Origin of the sequence: Pseudomonas sp. 22189, assembly GCF_052045635.1 — a bacterium.
In the GTDB taxonomy this organism is placed as follows: domain Bacteria; phylum Pseudomonadota; class Gammaproteobacteria; order Pseudomonadales; family Pseudomonadaceae; genus Aquipseudomonas; species Aquipseudomonas parakoreensis.
Genome location: NZ_JBQEPG010000001.1, coordinates 267,685 through 283,175 on the forward strand (window position 1 = coordinate 267,685; position 15,491 = coordinate 283,175).

Annotated in this window: 13 protein-coding genes; 6 read left to right on the top strand and 7 right to left on the bottom strand. The window is 61.4% G+C overall.

Translation table 11 applies throughout. The annotated features are described in order from the left end of the window. Window positions 1-308 precede the first annotated feature (308 nt). A complete protein-coding gene (locus ACTJKS_RS01370) occupies window positions 309-2,402 on the top strand; it encodes an LTA synthase family protein (protein WP_041069289.1) in 2,094 nt (697 codons plus the stop codon). A gap of 57 nt (window positions 2,403-2,459) precedes the next feature. Here the strand turns inward: ACTJKS_RS01370 and ACTJKS_RS01375 are convergent, their stop codons facing one another. Next, window positions 2,460-2,618: a DUF3309 family protein gene (locus ACTJKS_RS01375; protein WP_169432680.1), complete on the bottom strand. Its 159-nt coding sequence runs from the start codon at window positions 2,616-2,618 to the stop codon at window positions 2,460-2,462. Between the two features lie 323 nt (window positions 2,619-2,941). Here ACTJKS_RS01375 and ACTJKS_RS01380 point away from each other — a divergent pair, with 323 nt between their 5' ends. The 3 genes from ACTJKS_RS01380 to csrA all read left to right on the top strand — a co-directional run bounded on the left by ACTJKS_RS01380 (window position 2,942) and on the right by csrA (window position 4,486). Then, window positions 2,942-3,757: an SDR family oxidoreductase gene (locus ACTJKS_RS01380; RefSeq protein ID WP_108183460.1), complete on the top strand. Its 816-nt coding sequence runs from the start codon at window positions 2,942-2,944 to the stop codon at window positions 3,755-3,757. A 63-nt stretch (window positions 3,758-3,820) separates the two neighbouring features. Continuing rightward, the gene (locus ACTJKS_RS01385; RefSeq protein ID WP_003226957.1) at window positions 3,821-4,153 is read left to right on the top strand and encodes a YnfA family protein; all 333 of its coding nucleotides are present in this window, start codon (window positions 3,821-3,823) and stop codon (window positions 4,151-4,153) included. Between the two features lie 147 nt (window positions 4,154-4,300). Continuing rightward, window positions 4,301-4,486, top strand: a complete 186-nt coding sequence (gene csrA, locus ACTJKS_RS01390; protein ID WP_041069300.1) for a carbon storage regulator CsrA — start codon at window positions 4,301-4,303, stop codon at window positions 4,484-4,486. Here the strand turns inward: csrA and ACTJKS_RS01395 are convergent. The 5 genes from ACTJKS_RS01395 to mnmC form a co-directional block, all read right to left on the bottom strand. Further along, window positions 4,483-4,710 carry a YheU family protein gene (locus ACTJKS_RS01395; RefSeq protein ID WP_003192759.1) on the bottom strand — a complete coding sequence of 76 codons (228 nt, stop codon included), beginning with the start codon at window positions 4,708-4,710 and terminating at the stop codon, window positions 4,483-4,485. The genes csrA and ACTJKS_RS01395 overlap by 4 nt on opposite strands. A 202-nt stretch (window positions 4,711-4,912) precedes the next feature. Then, window positions 4,913-6,103, bottom strand: a complete 1,191-nt coding sequence (locus ACTJKS_RS01400; protein WP_041069309.1) for an osmoprotectant NAGGN system M42 family peptidase — start codon at window positions 6,101-6,103, stop codon at window positions 4,913-4,915. Window positions 6,104-6,268: 165 nt separating this feature from the next. Then, the gene (gene ngg / locus ACTJKS_RS01405) at window positions 6,269-8,017 is read right to left on the bottom strand and encodes an N-acetylglutaminylglutamine synthetase (RefSeq protein ID WP_108183457.1); all 1,749 of its coding nucleotides are present in this window, start codon (window positions 8,015-8,017) and stop codon (window positions 6,269-6,271) included. 3 nt (window positions 8,018-8,020) lie between these two features. Continuing rightward, window positions 8,021-9,793, bottom strand: a complete 1,773-nt coding sequence (locus ACTJKS_RS01410) for an N-acetylglutaminylglutamine amidotransferase (RefSeq protein WP_440828792.1) — start codon at window positions 9,791-9,793, stop codon at window positions 8,021-8,023. Window positions 9,794-9,941: 148 nt separating this feature from the next. Further along, window positions 9,942-11,921: a bifunctional tRNA (5-methylaminomethyl-2-thiouridine)(34)-methyltransferase MnmD/FAD-dependent 5-carboxymethylaminomethyl-2-thiouridine(34) oxidoreductase MnmC gene (gene mnmC / locus ACTJKS_RS01415; RefSeq protein WP_108183456.1), complete on the bottom strand. Its 1,980-nt coding sequence runs from the start codon at window positions 11,919-11,921 to the stop codon at window positions 9,942-9,944. Window positions 11,922-12,262: 341 nt separating this feature from the next. Between mnmC and pap the strand changes: the two genes are divergently transcribed. Both pap and ACTJKS_RS01425 read left to right on the top strand, forming a co-directional pair. Next, a complete protein-coding gene (pap, locus tag ACTJKS_RS01420; protein ID WP_108183455.1) occupies window positions 12,263-13,777 on the top strand; it encodes a polyphosphate:AMP phosphotransferase in 1,515 nt (504 codons plus the stop codon). Between the two features lie 103 nt (window positions 13,778-13,880). Continuing rightward, window positions 13,881-15,065 carry a thiolase family protein gene (locus ACTJKS_RS01425; RefSeq protein WP_108183454.1) on the top strand — a complete coding sequence of 395 codons (1,185 nt, stop codon included), beginning with the start codon at window positions 13,881-13,883 and terminating at the stop codon, window positions 15,063-15,065. 127 nt (window positions 15,066-15,192) lie between these two features. Here ACTJKS_RS01425 and ACTJKS_RS01430 read toward each other — a convergent pair whose 3' ends face one another. Continuing rightward, complete coding sequence (locus ACTJKS_RS01430; protein ID WP_041069325.1) at window positions 15,193-15,396, bottom strand: DUF6316 family protein; 204 nt, start codon at window positions 15,394-15,396, stop codon at window positions 15,193-15,195. Window positions 15,397-15,491 lie beyond the last annotated feature (95 nt).

Here is a 15,491-nt window from a genome sequence, read left to right on the forward strand (position 1 = left end):
GCGCGCTTTGCGCAAAAACGCCCCGACCGCTTCGGGGCGTTTTGTTTTGTCGTTATATTGTGTTTCCAGATATGCGCTGCACGAAATTTTCACAAAGCGTTCCTGACAATTCGCCCGCGCAATGCGTGCTGTCTGCGAACGATTGCCTTTATGAAAGAGTCGGGCAGCGGGGCACTAATCAATGGCAATGCTGCCGGTGATCGTGCAACATTTGCGCACCGCGCACGCCCCGGGGCCTGGAATGGCCAATAGAGGGCATGGCGCCGCTGTATTTTGCAACTTCAACTTCCAATGGGTCCTAAAACGACATGGCAAACCCGGACGCCCTGAATCAGCAGCGATCTTCAACTCGCCTGCTGCAACCGACCGTCAAATCGCATCTGGCCTACACCCTGTTGTGTGCCCTGGTCATGATGGTGATGTTTTCCGTGCTGCGCCTCGCGCTGCTGGTCTACAACCGCGAGATGATCCTCGATACCCCGGCTTCGACCTTCCTCGAAGCTTTCGCCAACGGCCTGCGTTTCGACCTGCGCCTGGTGGTCTATGTCTGCGTCCCGTTGCTGCTGGCACTGTTCAGTGCGCGGGCGATGGCTGCGCGTGGCTTCTTCCGTCTGTGGCTGACCGTGGCGTCCAGCATCGCGCTGTTCCTCGGCCTGATGGAGATGGACTTCTACCGTGAGTTCCACCAGCGCCTCAATGGCCTGGTGTTCCAGTACGTGAAGGAAGACCCGAAAACCGTGATGAGCATGCTCTGGTACGGTTTCCCGGTGGTGCGCTACCTGCTGGCGTGGGTGATCGGCACCGTGATCCTGACCCTGGCCTTCAAGGGCGCCGATCGTGCAACCCGTCCGCGCGGCCCGTTCAGCGGCGGCAACGTCGGCACCCGTCAAGTGGCGCCGTGGTACACCCGTCTGGCGGTGTTTGTGGTGTGTCTGCTGATCTGCGTCGTGGCGGCCCGTGGCACCCTGCGTCAGGGCCCGCCGCTGCGCTGGGGTGACGTGTACACCACCGAATCGAACTTCGCCAACCAGCTTGGCCTCAACGGCACGCTGTCGCTGATCGCCGCCGCCAAGGACCGCATGGGTGAAGATCGCAACAACATCTGGAAAGCCACCCTGCCGCAGGAACAGGCGCAGAAAGTGGTGCGCGAGATGCTGGTGATGCCGGACGACAAACTGGTCGATGCCGACATTGCGGCGGTGCGTCGTGACTACACGCCACCGGCCGACAAGACCCTGCCGATCAAGAATGTGGTCGTGATCCTGATGGAAAGCATGGCCGGTCACTCGGTGGGCGCTCTGGGCGCGCCGGGCAACATCACGCCTTACCTCGACAAACTGTCGAAGGAAGGCCTGCTGTTCGACCGTTTCTTCTCCAACGGCACCCATACCCACCAGGGCATGTTTGCGACCATGGCGTGCTTCCCGAATCTGCCGGGTTTCGAATACCTGATGCAGACCCCGGAAGGCAGCCACAAACTCTCCGGCCTGCCGCAGCTGCTCAGTGCGCGCAAGTATGACGACGTGTATGTCTACAACGGCGACTTCGCTTGGGACAACCAGTCGGGCTTCTTCAGCAACCAGGGCATGACCAACTTCGTTGGCCGTAACGACTTCGTCAACCCGGTGTTCTCCGATCCGACCTGGGGCGTGTCCGACCAGGACATGTTCGACCGTGGTCTGGTGGAACTGAAGGCGCGGGAAAACGGCAAGCCGTTCTATGCGCTGCTGCAAACCCTGTCCAACCACACGCCGTACGCCTTGCCAACGCCTTTGCCGGTGGAGCGCGTGACGGATCGCGGCACGCTCAACGAACACCTCACGGCCATGCGTTACGCCGACTGGGCCCTGGGTCAGTTCTTCGAGAAGGCGCGCAAAGAGCCGTACTTCAAGGAAACCCTGTTCGTTATCGTCGGCGACCACGGTTTCGGCAACGAGCGTCAGATCACCGAAATGGACCTGGGCCGCTTCAACGTGCCGATGCTGATGATTGCGCCGGGCATTCAGGAGAAGTTCGGTACCCGTGACCACACCGTGGGCACCCAGATCGACATCGTGCCGACCATCATGGGGCGTCTGGGTGGCGAAGTGCGTCACCAGTGCTGGGGCCGTGACCTGCTCAACCTGCCGGCCGGCGACACCGGTTTCGGTGTGATCAAGCCGTCGGGCAGCGAGCAGACCACTGCCATCGTCACCGCTGACCAGATCCTGGTCTTGCCGAAAGAGAAGGAAATGGCACCGAAGATCTACCAGTACCAACTGGGCGCGAACCCTTCTGCCGAGATCATTCCGGACGCACCGCGTACCGCCGAATTGAAACTCAAGCTTGAAGCGTTCCTGCAAACGGCGACCAAGAGCCTGATGGACAACACGGCCGGTGTGATCAACGGCAAGCCGGACTGATAAAATCGCTGCATAAAAAAGAGGCCCCTGAGGGCCTCTTTTTTTTGTCTTGGGGTTTTATATCCTGCCAAGTAACAGCAAGACCAACAGCACCACCAACACCACGCCAATAATGCCCGAAGGGCCATAACCCCAACTTCTGGAGTGCGGGAAGACCGGCAGACCACCGATCAGCAACAGGATCAGGATAATGATAAGAATTGTGCCCATGTCGATTTCCTTGTTTATAGCGTTCGAGAAGTCTTGGTATTCAAGGGCGACTGGAGGCTAACTAATTCCAGACGGCTTACAAATTCCGACCGGTGCGTATGAAAGAAAATTCAATGTTTTTTTAATGTATTTGGATGACTCGTTTATTTCCTTTGAAGCGCGAGATCAAGAGATCGCAGCCTTCCGCAGCTCCTACAGGGAACTGATGTAGGCGCTGCCGAAGGCTGCGATCTTTTGATCCTGTATTCAGCATTCTGATGGAGCGTGGGTGGCCAGTGTTCCTTCGCTACACTCGGCGCATCTCCTACAGAACAACAAGGCTGTCTGCTATGCAAAATCGCATGATGATCACGGGTGCGGGCTCAGGTTTAGGTCGCGAACTTGCACTGCGCTGGGCGCGTGAGGGCTGGCAGCTGGCCTTGTCCGACGTCAGCGAGCCTGGCCTGCAGGAAACCCTGAAGCGGGTGCGCGAGGCCGGTGGCGACGGGTTCGTCCAGCGCTGTGATGTGCGTGATTACAGCCAGCTCACCGCGTTTGCCCAGGCCTGCGAAGAGAAGCTCGGCGGCATCGACATCATCGTCAACAACGCCGGTGTGGCGTCCGGCGGGTTCTTCAGCGAACTGTCGCTGGAGGACTGGGACTGGCAGATCGCGATCAACCTGATGGGCGTGGTCAAAGGCTGCAAGGCCTTCCTGCCGCTGCTGGAACAGAGCAAAGGCAAGATCATCAACATTGCTTCGATGGCGGCATTGATGCAGGGCCCGGCGATGAGCAATTACAACGTGGCCAAGGCCGGTGTGGTGGCGCTGTCTGAAAGTTTGCTGGTGGAACTGGCGCAGCAGGAAGTCGGGGTGCATGTGGTCTGCCCGTCGTTCTTCCAGACCAACTTGCTCGACTCGTTCCGTGGCCCGACGCCAGCCATGAAAGCTCAGGTTGGCAAGTTGCTGGAAAGTTCGCCGATCAGCGCAGCCGACATCGCCGACTACATTTATCAGCAAGTGGCCGCCGGCGAGTTCATGATCCTGCCGCACGAGCAGGGACGCATGGCCTGGGCGATCAAGCAGAAGAACCCGCAACTGATCTACAACGAAATGACCACCATGGCCGATAAAATGCGCGCCAAGGCCAAACAAACCAACGGCTGAACTTGCCCCATGGGTGTCGCGTCGTTAGGGTGGCCGCAATGGTCACCCTGTCGAGAGGCATCAATGCTCAATTACCTGTGGTTCTTCCTCGCGGCGCTGTTTGAAATCGCCGGTTGTTTCGCCTTTTTCATGTGGTTGCGCCAGGGCAAAAGTGCCTTGTGGGTGATCCCGGCGCTGCTCAGCCTGACGCTGTTCGCCCTGTTGCTGACCCGTGTCGAAGCGGCTTACGCCGGTCGCGCCTATGCCGCCTATGGCGGGATCTATATTGTCGCGTCGATTGGCTGGCTGGCAGTGGTTGAACGGGTACGTCCCTTGGGTTCGGACTGGATCGGCGTGGCGCTGTGCGTGATCGGCGCCAGTGTGATCCTGTTCGGGCCGCGGTTTAGCGCCGCGTGAGGCGAGACTGTTTAGCGATTTGCAGGAAACGTCTGACGGGCGCAGCGCTTGCGAGTGTAGGGCAAGACTGAATTGCTCGCCACGCATTGTAGAGCGGGCGCGCACCGCGCATCTTCAGGGCTGGCTAACCCTTGAAGGACGAACTCCATGCTTGTACTCAGCCGTGTTGTGGGCGAGTTGATTTCCATCGGTGACGACATTTCCCTGCGGGTGTTGTCCGTCAACGGCTCCAGTGTGCGCTTTGGTGTCGAAGCGCCGCAGAAGATCAATGTGCACCGTTCGGAGGTCTACGAGCGGATTCAGCGCAAACAGGCCACCGAGAAGGTCCGCTAGTCGAACAGGTGCTTGGGCACGTCGTGTTTGAGCATCAGTTGGCATTGTTCGCTTTCCGGGTCGAAGACGATCAGCGCCTGGCCTTTGGTCAACGCCTGGCGTACGCGCAGCACGCGGGTTTCCAGCGGCGTGTCATCACCGTTGTCGGTGCCATCGCGGGTGACAAAGTCCTCGATCAGGCGGGTGAGGGTGTCGACTTCTAGAGCGTCGTAGGGAATCAGCATGGGCACCTCGGTTCAATCAATGGCGGGATGCTACGGCGATTGGTGGCTGGCTGCCAGTTTTGTGTGGGCAGTATCGGCCCTATCGCTGGCAAGCCAGCTCCCACAGAGTTTGATGGTGTACACAAACAACTGAGCCACCCCAAAAACTGTGGGAGCTGGCTTGCCAGCGATGGGGCCAGTCCAGCCACCACGGAAGCCCGGATCAGCTGTCGGAGCGCTGCCCCACCAGACTGTCCACCGAAGGCACTCGCGTATCGCTCTCCATCTGCGTGTCGTGCTCGATCTGGTGACTGAAGCGATCCAGCGAAGCATTGGCCGGCGCGGCATCGCTGGCAAATACCGGCGGACTCAGAATGTACGCTCCAAGCAAACGACTGAGCGCCGCCAGACTGTCGATGTGCGTGCGCTCGTAACCATGGGTCGCATCACAACCGAAGGCGAGCAGGGCGGTGCGGATGTCGTGCCCGGCGGTGACTGCCGAATGCGCGTCGCTGAAGTAATAGCGGAACAGGTCGCGCCTTACCGGCAGTTCGTTTTCACTGGCCAGCCGCAGCAAATGCCGCGACAGGTGATAGTCGTATGGCCCGCCGGAATCCTGCATCGCTACGCTCACCGCGTGCTCACTGGAATGCTGGCCCGGCGCGACCGGTGCAATGTCGATGCCGACGAATTCGCTGACATCCCACGGCAAGGCTGCTGCCGCGCCGCTGCCGGTTTCTTCGGTGATGGTGAACAGCGGATGACAGTCGATCATCAATTCCTGACCGCTGTCGACGATGGCTTTGAGCGCGGCAAGCAGCGCGGCGACACCCGCCTTGTCGTCGAGGTGACGGGCACTGATGTGGCCGCTGTCGGTGAACTCCGGCAGCGGGTCGAACGCCACCACGTCGCCGACACTGATGCCCAGTGAGTCGCAATCGGCCTTGGTTGCGCAGTAGGCATCCAGACGCAGTTCGACGTGATCCCAACTGATCGGCATTTCGTCCACGGCGGTGTTGAACGCGTGCCCGGAGGCCATCAATGGCAACACGCTGCCGCGAATCACACCGTTGTCGGTGAACAGGCTGACGCGGCTGCCTTCGGCAAACCGGCTCGACCAGCAGCCGACCGGGGCCAGCGTCAGGCGACCGTTGTCTTTCACCGCGCGCACGGCGGCACCAATGGTGTCGAGGTGCGCGGAAACGGCGCGGTCGGGGCTGTTTTTCTTGCCCTTGAGCGTGGCGCGAATGGTGCCGCGACGGGTCATTTCGAAAGGGATACCGAGTTCTTCCAGACGCTCGGCGACGTAGCGCACGATGGTGTCGGTGAAGCCGGTGGGGCTGGGGATGGCGAGCATTTCCAGCAGGACTTTTTGCAGGTAGTTCAGATCCGGTTCGGGGATTTGAGTGGTCATGGAAACTCCTGATGAGTTGACGCGCATCGATGGTTTCGATGAGGGAATTTGTGTTGCCTGTCAGGGCCTCATCGCTGGCAAGCCAGCTCCCACAGTGATGGGGTACACCGGTAAACGTGTGGGAGCTGGCTTGCCAGCGATGGGGCCGGTTCAGGCTCTAAATGATCAAGAAACAGCCGGCTGACTGTGCGGAAACAACAAATCGACAAACCGCTCCGCCGTCGGCTGCGGCTCGTGATTGGCCAGGCCAGCGCGTTCGTTGGCTTCGATAAACACGTACTCCGCTTGATCCGCTGCCGGCACCATCAAGTCGAGGCCGACCATTGGAATATCCAGCGCCCGCGCTGCACGAACGGCGGCATCGACCAGAGTCGGGTGCAGAATCGCCGTGACGTCTTCCAGCGTGCCGCCGGTGTGCAGATTGGCGGTGCGGCGCACAAACAGGTGTTCGCGTGCCGGCAAGACAGTGCTGTAGTCATAACCGGCCGCATGCAGAGTGCGTTGGGTTTCGTGATCCAGCGGGATCTTGCTCTCGCCCCCAGTCGCGGCTTGCCGGCGTCGACTCTGCGCCTCGATCAGCGCACCGATCGAATGATGGCCGTCACCGACCACCTCGGCGGGACGACGAATCGCTGCCGCCACCACTTCAAAACCGATCACCAGAATCCGCAGGTCGAGGCCTTCGTGGAAGCTTTCGAGCAGTACGCGGCTGTCAAAACGCTTGGCGGCTTCGATGGCCTGCTGCACCTCTTCGATGCTCTGCAAATCCACCGCCACGCCCTGGCCCTGTTCACCGTCGAGCGGCTTGACCACCACCCGCTGATGCTCATCGAGAAACGCCAGATTGTCGTCGGCGTTGCCCGCCAGTTGCTGTGAAGGCAGCTTCAGGCCGGCGGCTTTCAGCACTTTGTGGGTCAGGCTTTTGTCCTGGCACAGACTCATGCTGATCGCGCTGGTCAAGTCGCTCAACGATTCGCGGCAACGCACCCGACGCCCGCCATGGCTGAGGGTGAACAGCCCGGCTTCGGCGTCGTCCACCTGCACGTCGATGCCGCGCCGATGCGCTTCCTCGACGATGATCCGCGCATAAGGGTTGAAATTGGCTTCCGGCCCGGGCCCGAGGAACAGCGTCTGATTGATGCCGTTCTTGCGCTTGATGGCGAAGGTCGAGAGGTTGCGAAAACCGAGTTTGGCGTACAGGTTCTTCGCCTGGCGGTTGTCATGCAGTACCGACAGATCCAGATAACTCAGGCCGCGACTCATGAAGTGTTCGATCAAGTGCCGCACCAGCACTTCGCCGACGCCGGGCCGCGAACATTGCGGATCCACCGCCAGGCACCACAGGCTGCTGCCATGTTCCGGATCGTTGAAGGCTTTCTGGTGATTGAGGCCCATGACACTGCCGATTACCGCGCCGCTGTCTTCATCTTCGGCGAGCCAGTACACCGGGCCGCCCTGATGATGCGGAGTCAGGCGCGTGGCATCGATCGGCAGCATGCCGCGTGCCTGATACAGCAGATTGATTGCTTGCCAGTCGGCTTCGCTTTGTGCCCGGCGAATGCGGAAGCCGCGAAATACCCGGGTGGCCTGGCGGTAATCGCTGAACCACAGGCGCAGAGTATCGGACGGATCGAGAAACAGTTGCGTCGGTTCCAGCCCGAGAATCTGTTGCGGTGCGGCAACGTACAGGGCGATATCGCGCTCGCCGGGCTGCTCGTTGAGCAGTTCCTGCGCCAGCGTCGCCGGGTCAGGAAAGGTGTGACCGATCAGCAGCCGGCCCCAACCGCAATGCACGGCGATGGGGTCGGCGCCGAGCTCGCTGCCGTCTTCGGCCAGACGCGCCTGCAAGCGTTCATACGACGGTGTCTGGCCGCGCAACAGGCGTTGGTTGATAGCCGTGGCGTGAGGTTTCATCAATCAGATTCCTTGTTCACTGAGCCACAGGTTCAGGGCCGCCAGCTGCCACAGTTTCGAGCCGCGCAGAGGCGTCAGTTGGCCTTGCGGATCAGTCAGCAGTTTGTCGAGCATGGCCGGGTTGAACTGGCCGCGATCCTGGCTCGGATCCAGCAGCAGTTCACGCACCCAGTTCAGGGTGTCGCCTTGCAAATGCTTGAGGCCCGGCACCGGGAAGTAACCTTTCTTGCGGTCGATCACTTCGCTTGGAATCACCAGACGCGCCGCTTCTTTGAGCACTTGTTTACCACCGTCCGGCAGCTTGAACTGACCGGGAATCCTTGCGGAGAGCTCAACCAGTCGATAATCGAGAAACGGCGTGCGCGCTTCCAGACCCCAGGCCATGGTCATGTTGTCGACGCGTTTGACCGGGTCGTCCACCAGCATCACCGTGCTGTCCAGGCGCAGGGCTTTATCGACGGCAGCATCGGCGCCGGGTTGGGCGAAGTGTTCTTTCACGAAGTCGCCAGCGGCGTCATTCGCGGTCAGCCATTTCGGTTGCACGGTGGCGGCGTAGTCGTCGTAGCTGCGGTCGAAGAACGCCGCGCGATAGGCTGCGTATGGATCCGCCGCACCGTCGACTTGCGGGTACCAGTGATAACCGGCGAACAGTTCGTCGGCGCCCTGGCCGCTCTGCACCACTTTGCAGTGCTTGGCCACTTCGCGCGACAGCAGATAGAAGGCGATGCAGTCGTGGCTGACCATCGGCTCGCTCATCGCGCGGAACGCCGCGGGCAGTTGCTCGATGATCTCTTTTTCGTCGATGCGCAATTGATGGTGCTGCGTGCCGTAGTGTCTGGCGATCAGATCGGAATACTGGAATTCGTCACCGCGCTCGCCGCCAGCGTCCTGGAAGCCGATGGAAAAGGTCGACAGGTTCTCCACGCCGACTTCACGCAACAGGCCGACAAGCATGCTCGAATCGACACCGCCGGAAAGCAGCACGCCGACATCCACCGCCGCCCGTTGACGAATCGCTACCGCTTCGCGGGTGCTGTCGAGCACGCGGTCGCGCCAGTCTTCGAGGGTCAGGTTTTTCTCGTCGTCGTGCGGGCCGTAGGGCAGGGTCCACCAGGTTTTCTGCTCGGTGCGGCCATCGGCTTCGACGCGCATCCAGGTCGCTGGCGGCAGCTTTTCGATGCCCGCGAGCAAAGTGCGTGGAGCCGGCACCACCGCATGGAAATTCAGGTAGTGATTGAGCGCCACCGGATCGAGGATCGGGTTGATGTCGCCGCCCTTGAGCAGCGCCGGCAGGGCCGAGGCGAAGCGCAAACGCTGGCCGGTGCGCGACAGGTACAAAGGCTTCACGCCGAGGCGGTCACGGGCGATGAACAGGCGCTGGGCATCGCGCTCCCAGATGGCGAAGGCGAACATGCCGTTGAGTTTTGGCAGCAGCGCTTCACCCCAGGCGTGGTAGCCCTTGAGCAGCACTTCGGTGTCGCCACCGGAATAGAAGGCATAGCCGAGCGCTTCGAGTTCGGCACGCAGTTCCGGGAAGTTGTAGATCGCGCCGTTGAAGGCCAGGGACAAGCCCAGCTGGCTGTCGATCATCGGCTGCGCCGAGCCGTCCGACAGATCCATGATTTTCAGGCGACGATGGCCGAGGGCAATCGGCCCTTGGGCATGGAAGCCCCACGCGTCGGGGCCGCGAGGGGCCAAGTGATGGGTGATTCGCTCTACCGCTGCAAGGTCTGCAGGTTGATGATCAAAACGTAACTCGCCAGCTAATCCGCACATAAAGTCCTTACCGGTTTTTCCGTTGGGGAGGGGCATTCAAGTCAGGCCAAAATGGCCGGTACTCAGAAACTGACCCGCTGCAGATGTGGGAGTTTTAGAACGATGAGTTATAAGAGGGGGCGACTGACCAGCGGCCAGTCGCGATTTTTCATTTGCCGCGAATCAACGTGCGCAAGGCGAAACGGTTGGGATGGCAGGCCTCGGCGACGCTTTTCGGCAGCGGCAGCGGCTCGTTGTCCAGCCATGCCGCGAGCAGCTCGCCCGACAGCGGTGCGGTGATCAGCCCGCGTGAACCATGGCCACTGTTGACGTACAGGCCATCGAGCCACGGGCAGGCGATGTCCGGCACTTGTCGCGCATCCTTGCTCAATGCGGCATAGGCCTCGGCGAAGGCTTCGCGGTCGGCGAGGGGGCCGACAATCGGCAGATAGTCAGGACTGGTGCAGCGAAATGCGGCGCGTCCTTCCAGGGTTTCCGGGGGCAGCTCATTGATGTGCAGACGCGCTACCAAATCGCTGGAGATCTCTTCGAGCATCGCCAGATTGCCCAGGTGTTCGGCGGTGGTCGGTGTCAGGTCGTCGCTGTTGAAGTCGAAACTGGCGCCGAGCGTGTGTTCGCCCAGACGTGCCGGGGCGACATAACCTTCGGCGCAGACCACAGTGCGCAGCGCCTGACTCTCGGCGGTTTGCGGCAGGCGCGTGATCTGCCCGCGAATGCGCTTGAGCGGCAGCTCGGCACTTTGCGCAAAGCGTTTGATCTCCGCTGCGCCGGCCAGCACCACCACCGGCGCGCTGGCGAGCACCCGTTCGCCGTCGAGGGCTTGCCACTGTCCCTCGACCTTGCGCAGTTCCAGCGCATCGTGATGCTTGAGCAGTTCGATGTTCGCCTGCGCGGCTTGCGCCTGGCACAGCGCGGGCGGATGCACCCAGCCCCCTTCGGGATAGTACAAACCGCCATGGGCCAGACCGATGCCGGCCTGAATCTCGGCTTGCGGCTGATCGAGCCAGTGCACCAGGTCTTCCGGGAACGCCGCGGCCAGTTGCGCCTGACGCTCGGCTTCCTTGGCATTGAACGCCAGTTGCAGCACGCCGCAGTCGTCCCAGTCGGTGCCGCGTTGCAGGGTTTCCAGCAGGCGGCGGGTGTAGCCGAAGCCGCTGACGATCAGTTGCGACAACGCCGTGCCGTGGGCCGACAGCTTCAGGTACAGCACGCCCTGTGGATTGCCTGACGCTTCCTGCGCCACCTCGGCATGCCGCTCCAGCAGACTGACCTGCCAACCGCGCGCCGCGAGGCTGGCGGCCGTGGCGCAACCGGCCAGTCCGGCGCCGATCACCAGCGCCCGACGTTCAGCGGTCAGCGGAGCAGGGCGGGCGAACCACGGTTTGTCCGGCAGCGGTGGCGCGACATCCTGCGGCCAGCCGAGAAATTCGCCGCGCAGGATCTCCCACTTGTGGCCGATGCCCGGTGTGCGTTTCATCTTGAACCCGGCGGCGTTGAGCAAACGCCTGACCCAACCGGTGCTGGTGAAGGTGCTGATGGTCGAGCCGGGGGCGGCCAGTCGAGCCAGTTCGACGAACAGTTCGGCGGTCCACATGTCGGGATTTTTCGCCGGGGCGAAACCGTCGAGAAACCACGCGTCAATCTGCGCATCGAGTTGCGGCAGCTGCTCCAGCGCATCGCCGATCAGCAGCGTCAGCGTGACCCGGCCGTTGCCGAGGACGATCCGCTGAAAGCCCTGATGGATTGCCACGTAATGGGTCAGCAGTTGATCGGCCAGCGGCTTGAGTTGCGGCCACAGGGCCAGAGCCCGTTGCAGATCCGCCGGACTCAGCGGGTACTTTTCGACGCTGACGAAATGCAGCCGTGCGCCGGCCACTGCGTGCTGCTCGAACAGTTGCCAAGCACAGAGAAAATTCAGCCCGGTGCCGAAGCCGGTTTCGCCGATCACCAGTCGCCCGTGCGCCGGCAACGCGGCAAAGCGCTCGGCCAGGCGATTCTGTTCGAGGAACACATAACGGGTTTCATCCAGCCCCGACTGGTCGGAAAAATACACATCATCGAACACCCGCGAGCGCGGGCGTCCCTGGTCATCCCAGTCGAGTTGGGCGTGGGGCAGTACAGGTTTCATGGCAGGCTCGGCAACGACAAGGCGGCCATTCTAGCCGATCGGGCGGAGGGTGCTTGATCCAAGGCAAGGCCTGGGTGCGCAGCCTCGAAGACAATCGATGGTTTGGGCGCTGATCAGAGCAACCTGTGGCGAGGGGATTCATCCCCGATCGGCTGCGTAGCAGTCGCAATCCCGCTACCAGCGTGCATCTGGCGTTGAATGGCTTTGGGGCCGCTGCGCTGCCCATCGGGGATAAATCCCCTCACCACAGAGTTTTTCTTGAAGCCAAAAGGAGCGGAATTTCTCCGTCGTGCCCGTGCCCAATCCGCTAGTCTTGCTGAATCCTGGAAGGAGCCGTCCCCATGTTTGAATCCGCCGAAATCGGCCATGCCATCGACAAAGAGACTTACGACGCGGCTGTGCCTGCCTTGCGTGAAGCACTGCTGGAAGCGCAGTTCGAGTTGCAGCAGCAGAAGCGTTTCCCGGTGATCATTCTGATCAACGGCATCGAGGGCGCCGGCAAGGGCGAGACCGTCAAGTTGCTCAACGAATGGATGGACCCGCGCCTGATCGAGGTGCGCACCTTCGATCAGCAGACCGATGAAGAACTGGCGCGGCCACCGGCGTGGCGTTACTGGCGGATGCTCCCGGCCAAAGGACGGATGGGCGTGTTCTTCGGCAACTGGTACAGCCAGATGCTTCAGGGCCGGGTGCACGGGCTGTTCAAGGATCCGCGTCTGGATCAGGCGATCAACGCTGCCGAGCGTCTGGAAAAGATGCTCTGCGATGAAGGTGCGCTGATCTTCAAGTTCTGGTTTCACCTGTCCAAGAAACAGATGAAGGCCCGCCTCAAGGCGTTGGCCGACGACCCGCTGCACAGCTGGCGCATCAGCCCGCTGGACTGGCAGCAATCGCAGACCTACGACAAGTTCGTCAAATACGGCGAGCGCGTGTTGCGCCGCACCAGCCGCGACTACGCGCCCTGGCACATCATCGAAGGCATGGACGCCAACTACCGCAGCCTCGCGGTGGGCAAGATCCTGCTGGAGGGCTTGCAGAATGCGCTCAAGCGTCCTGAAGTGCATACCGAAGAGGTCAACGCCGCCCCGTTGGGCACTGCCGTCGACGAACTCAACCTGCTCGACAGCCTCGACCTGGACCAGCAGCTGGAAAAGAAAGATTACGAAGAACAACTGATCACCGAGCAGGCGCGGCTGTCCGGGTTGATGCGTGACAAACGCATGCGTCGCCATGCATTGGTGGCGGTGTTCGAAGGCAATGATGCGGCGGGCAAGGGCGGGGCGATCCGCCGGGTGGCGGCGGCGCTCGATCCGCGTCAGTACAGCATCGTGCCGATTGCCGCGCCGACCGAAGAAGAGCGCGCGCAGCCGTATCTGTGGCGCTTCTGGCGACATTTGCCGGCACGCGGCAAGTTCACCGTGTTCGACCGCTCGTGGTATGGCCGGGTGCTGGTGGAGCGGGTCGAGGGCTTTTGCAGCCCGGCCGACTGGTTGCGCGCCTACAGCGAGATCAATGACTTCGAAGAGCAGATCGCCGACGCCGGGGTCATCGTCGTCAAGTTCTGGCTGGCGATCGACAAGGACACGCAGATGGAACGTTTCCAGGCCCGCGAGCAGATCCCGTTCAAGCGCTTCAAGATCACCGAGGACGACTGGCGTAACCGCGACAAGTGGGATGCCTACCGCGCCGCCGTGGGCGACATGGTCGACCGCACCAGCACCGAGATTTCGCCGTGGACACTGGTCGAGGCCAATGACAAACGCTGGGCGCGGGTCAAGGTGCTGCGCACGATCAACCGAGCACTCGAAGAGGCGTTCGAGAAGTCCGACAAGCGCGCGAAAAAACACAAGGACTGAGCCGATGGGCACGCATACGCGGGGTGAATGATTGTCGCGGTCGGCGGCGGGGTGGACTTATTCTCGGTTGACTCTCTTCCGACAACAACAATTGAGGTATGCCATGCGTGAAGTGGTGATCGTCGACAGCGTGCGGACCGGCCTGGCCAAGTCCTTTCGCGGCAAGTTCAACCAGACCCGCCCCGACGACATGGCGGCCCATTGCGTCAATGCGCTGCTGTCGCGCAACGACATCGACCCGGCCAGCGTCGAGGACTGCATTGTCGGCGCTGGCTCCAACGAAGGCGCGCAGGGTTACAACATTGGTCGCAACGTGGCGGTGCTCTCGCGGCTGGGCACCCATGTGGCCGGCATGACCCTCAACCGTTTTTGCTCCTCGGGTTTGCAGGCGATTGCGATTGCCGCCAACCAGATTGCTTCCGGGTGCAGCGACATCATTGTCGCCGGTGGCGTTGAGTCGATCAGCCTGACCCTGAAAAGCGTCAACACCGATCACCTGATCAATCCGCTGCTCAAGCAGCAGGTGCCAGGCATCTACTACACCATGGGGCAGACCGCTGAAGTCGTGGCGCGGCGTTATGACGTCAGCCGCGAGGCACAGGATCGTTACGCGCTGCAAAGCCAACTGCGCACCGCCCAGGCACAGGCGGCGGGGCTGTTCGATGACGAGATCGTGCCGATGGCGGTCAAGTACCGGGTCGAGGACAAAAACAGCGGCGAGGTGCAGATCCTCGACGGCATCGTCGATCGCGACGACTGCAACCGCCCGGACACCACTTACGAAAGTCTCGCCGGACTGAAACCGGTGTTTGCCGAGGACGGCTCGGTCACCGCCGGCAACTCGTCGCAGTTGTCCGACGGCGCGTCGATGACGCTGGTGATGAGTCTGGAGAAAGCCCTGCAACTGGGGCTCAAGCCGAAGGCGTTTTTCCGCGGCTTCACCGTGGCCGGTTGCGAGCCGGACGAAATGGGCATCGGCCCGGTGTTCTCGGTGCCGAAACTGCTCAAGGCCAAGGGCCTGCAAGTGGCGGATATCGATCTGTGGGAACTGAACGAGGCGTTTGCTTCGCAGTGCCTGTATGCCCGCGACCGGCTGGAGATCGACAACGAAAAATACAACGTCAATGGCGGCTCGATTTCCATCGGCCATCCGTTCGGCATGACCGGCTCGCGGCAGGTCGGGCATCTGGTGCGTGAGTTGCAGCGGCGCAATCTGCGTTACGGCATCGTGACCATGTGCGTGGGGGGCGGGATGGGGGCGACGGGATTGTTTGAGGCTGTTCGGTAAGCCTGGGGATAATTGTCGGCATTCAAGCCGTCATCGCTGGCAAGCCAGCTCCCACAGGTTCTGAAGGTGTTGCCTGTATTTGTGAACACTCTGGAACACTGTGGGAGCTGGCTTGCCAGCGATGGGATCAACCTGATGACCGGTTGGAATCCAGAAGCTGCATCCGCGCGATATACGCTTTTATTTCCTGCTCAGCCTTCTCCGGGGAAGCGAACGGCCCTTCAAGGGTGTTCTCCCGTGTGCAGAAAAACAGTTCGCCATTGACCCGGCACATCCGCTCACTGCGAAAGTGGGTGGCGGGGGCGCTGTCCTGGGCGCGCATTCCGTACATGATCGGCCTCCTTGGTTGATGCGCTGAAAGGGATCCAACGAGCTTATGCCTGAAGCACTTGGCGCGCCCGGTCAGCCGATCAACGGCAAAACGTC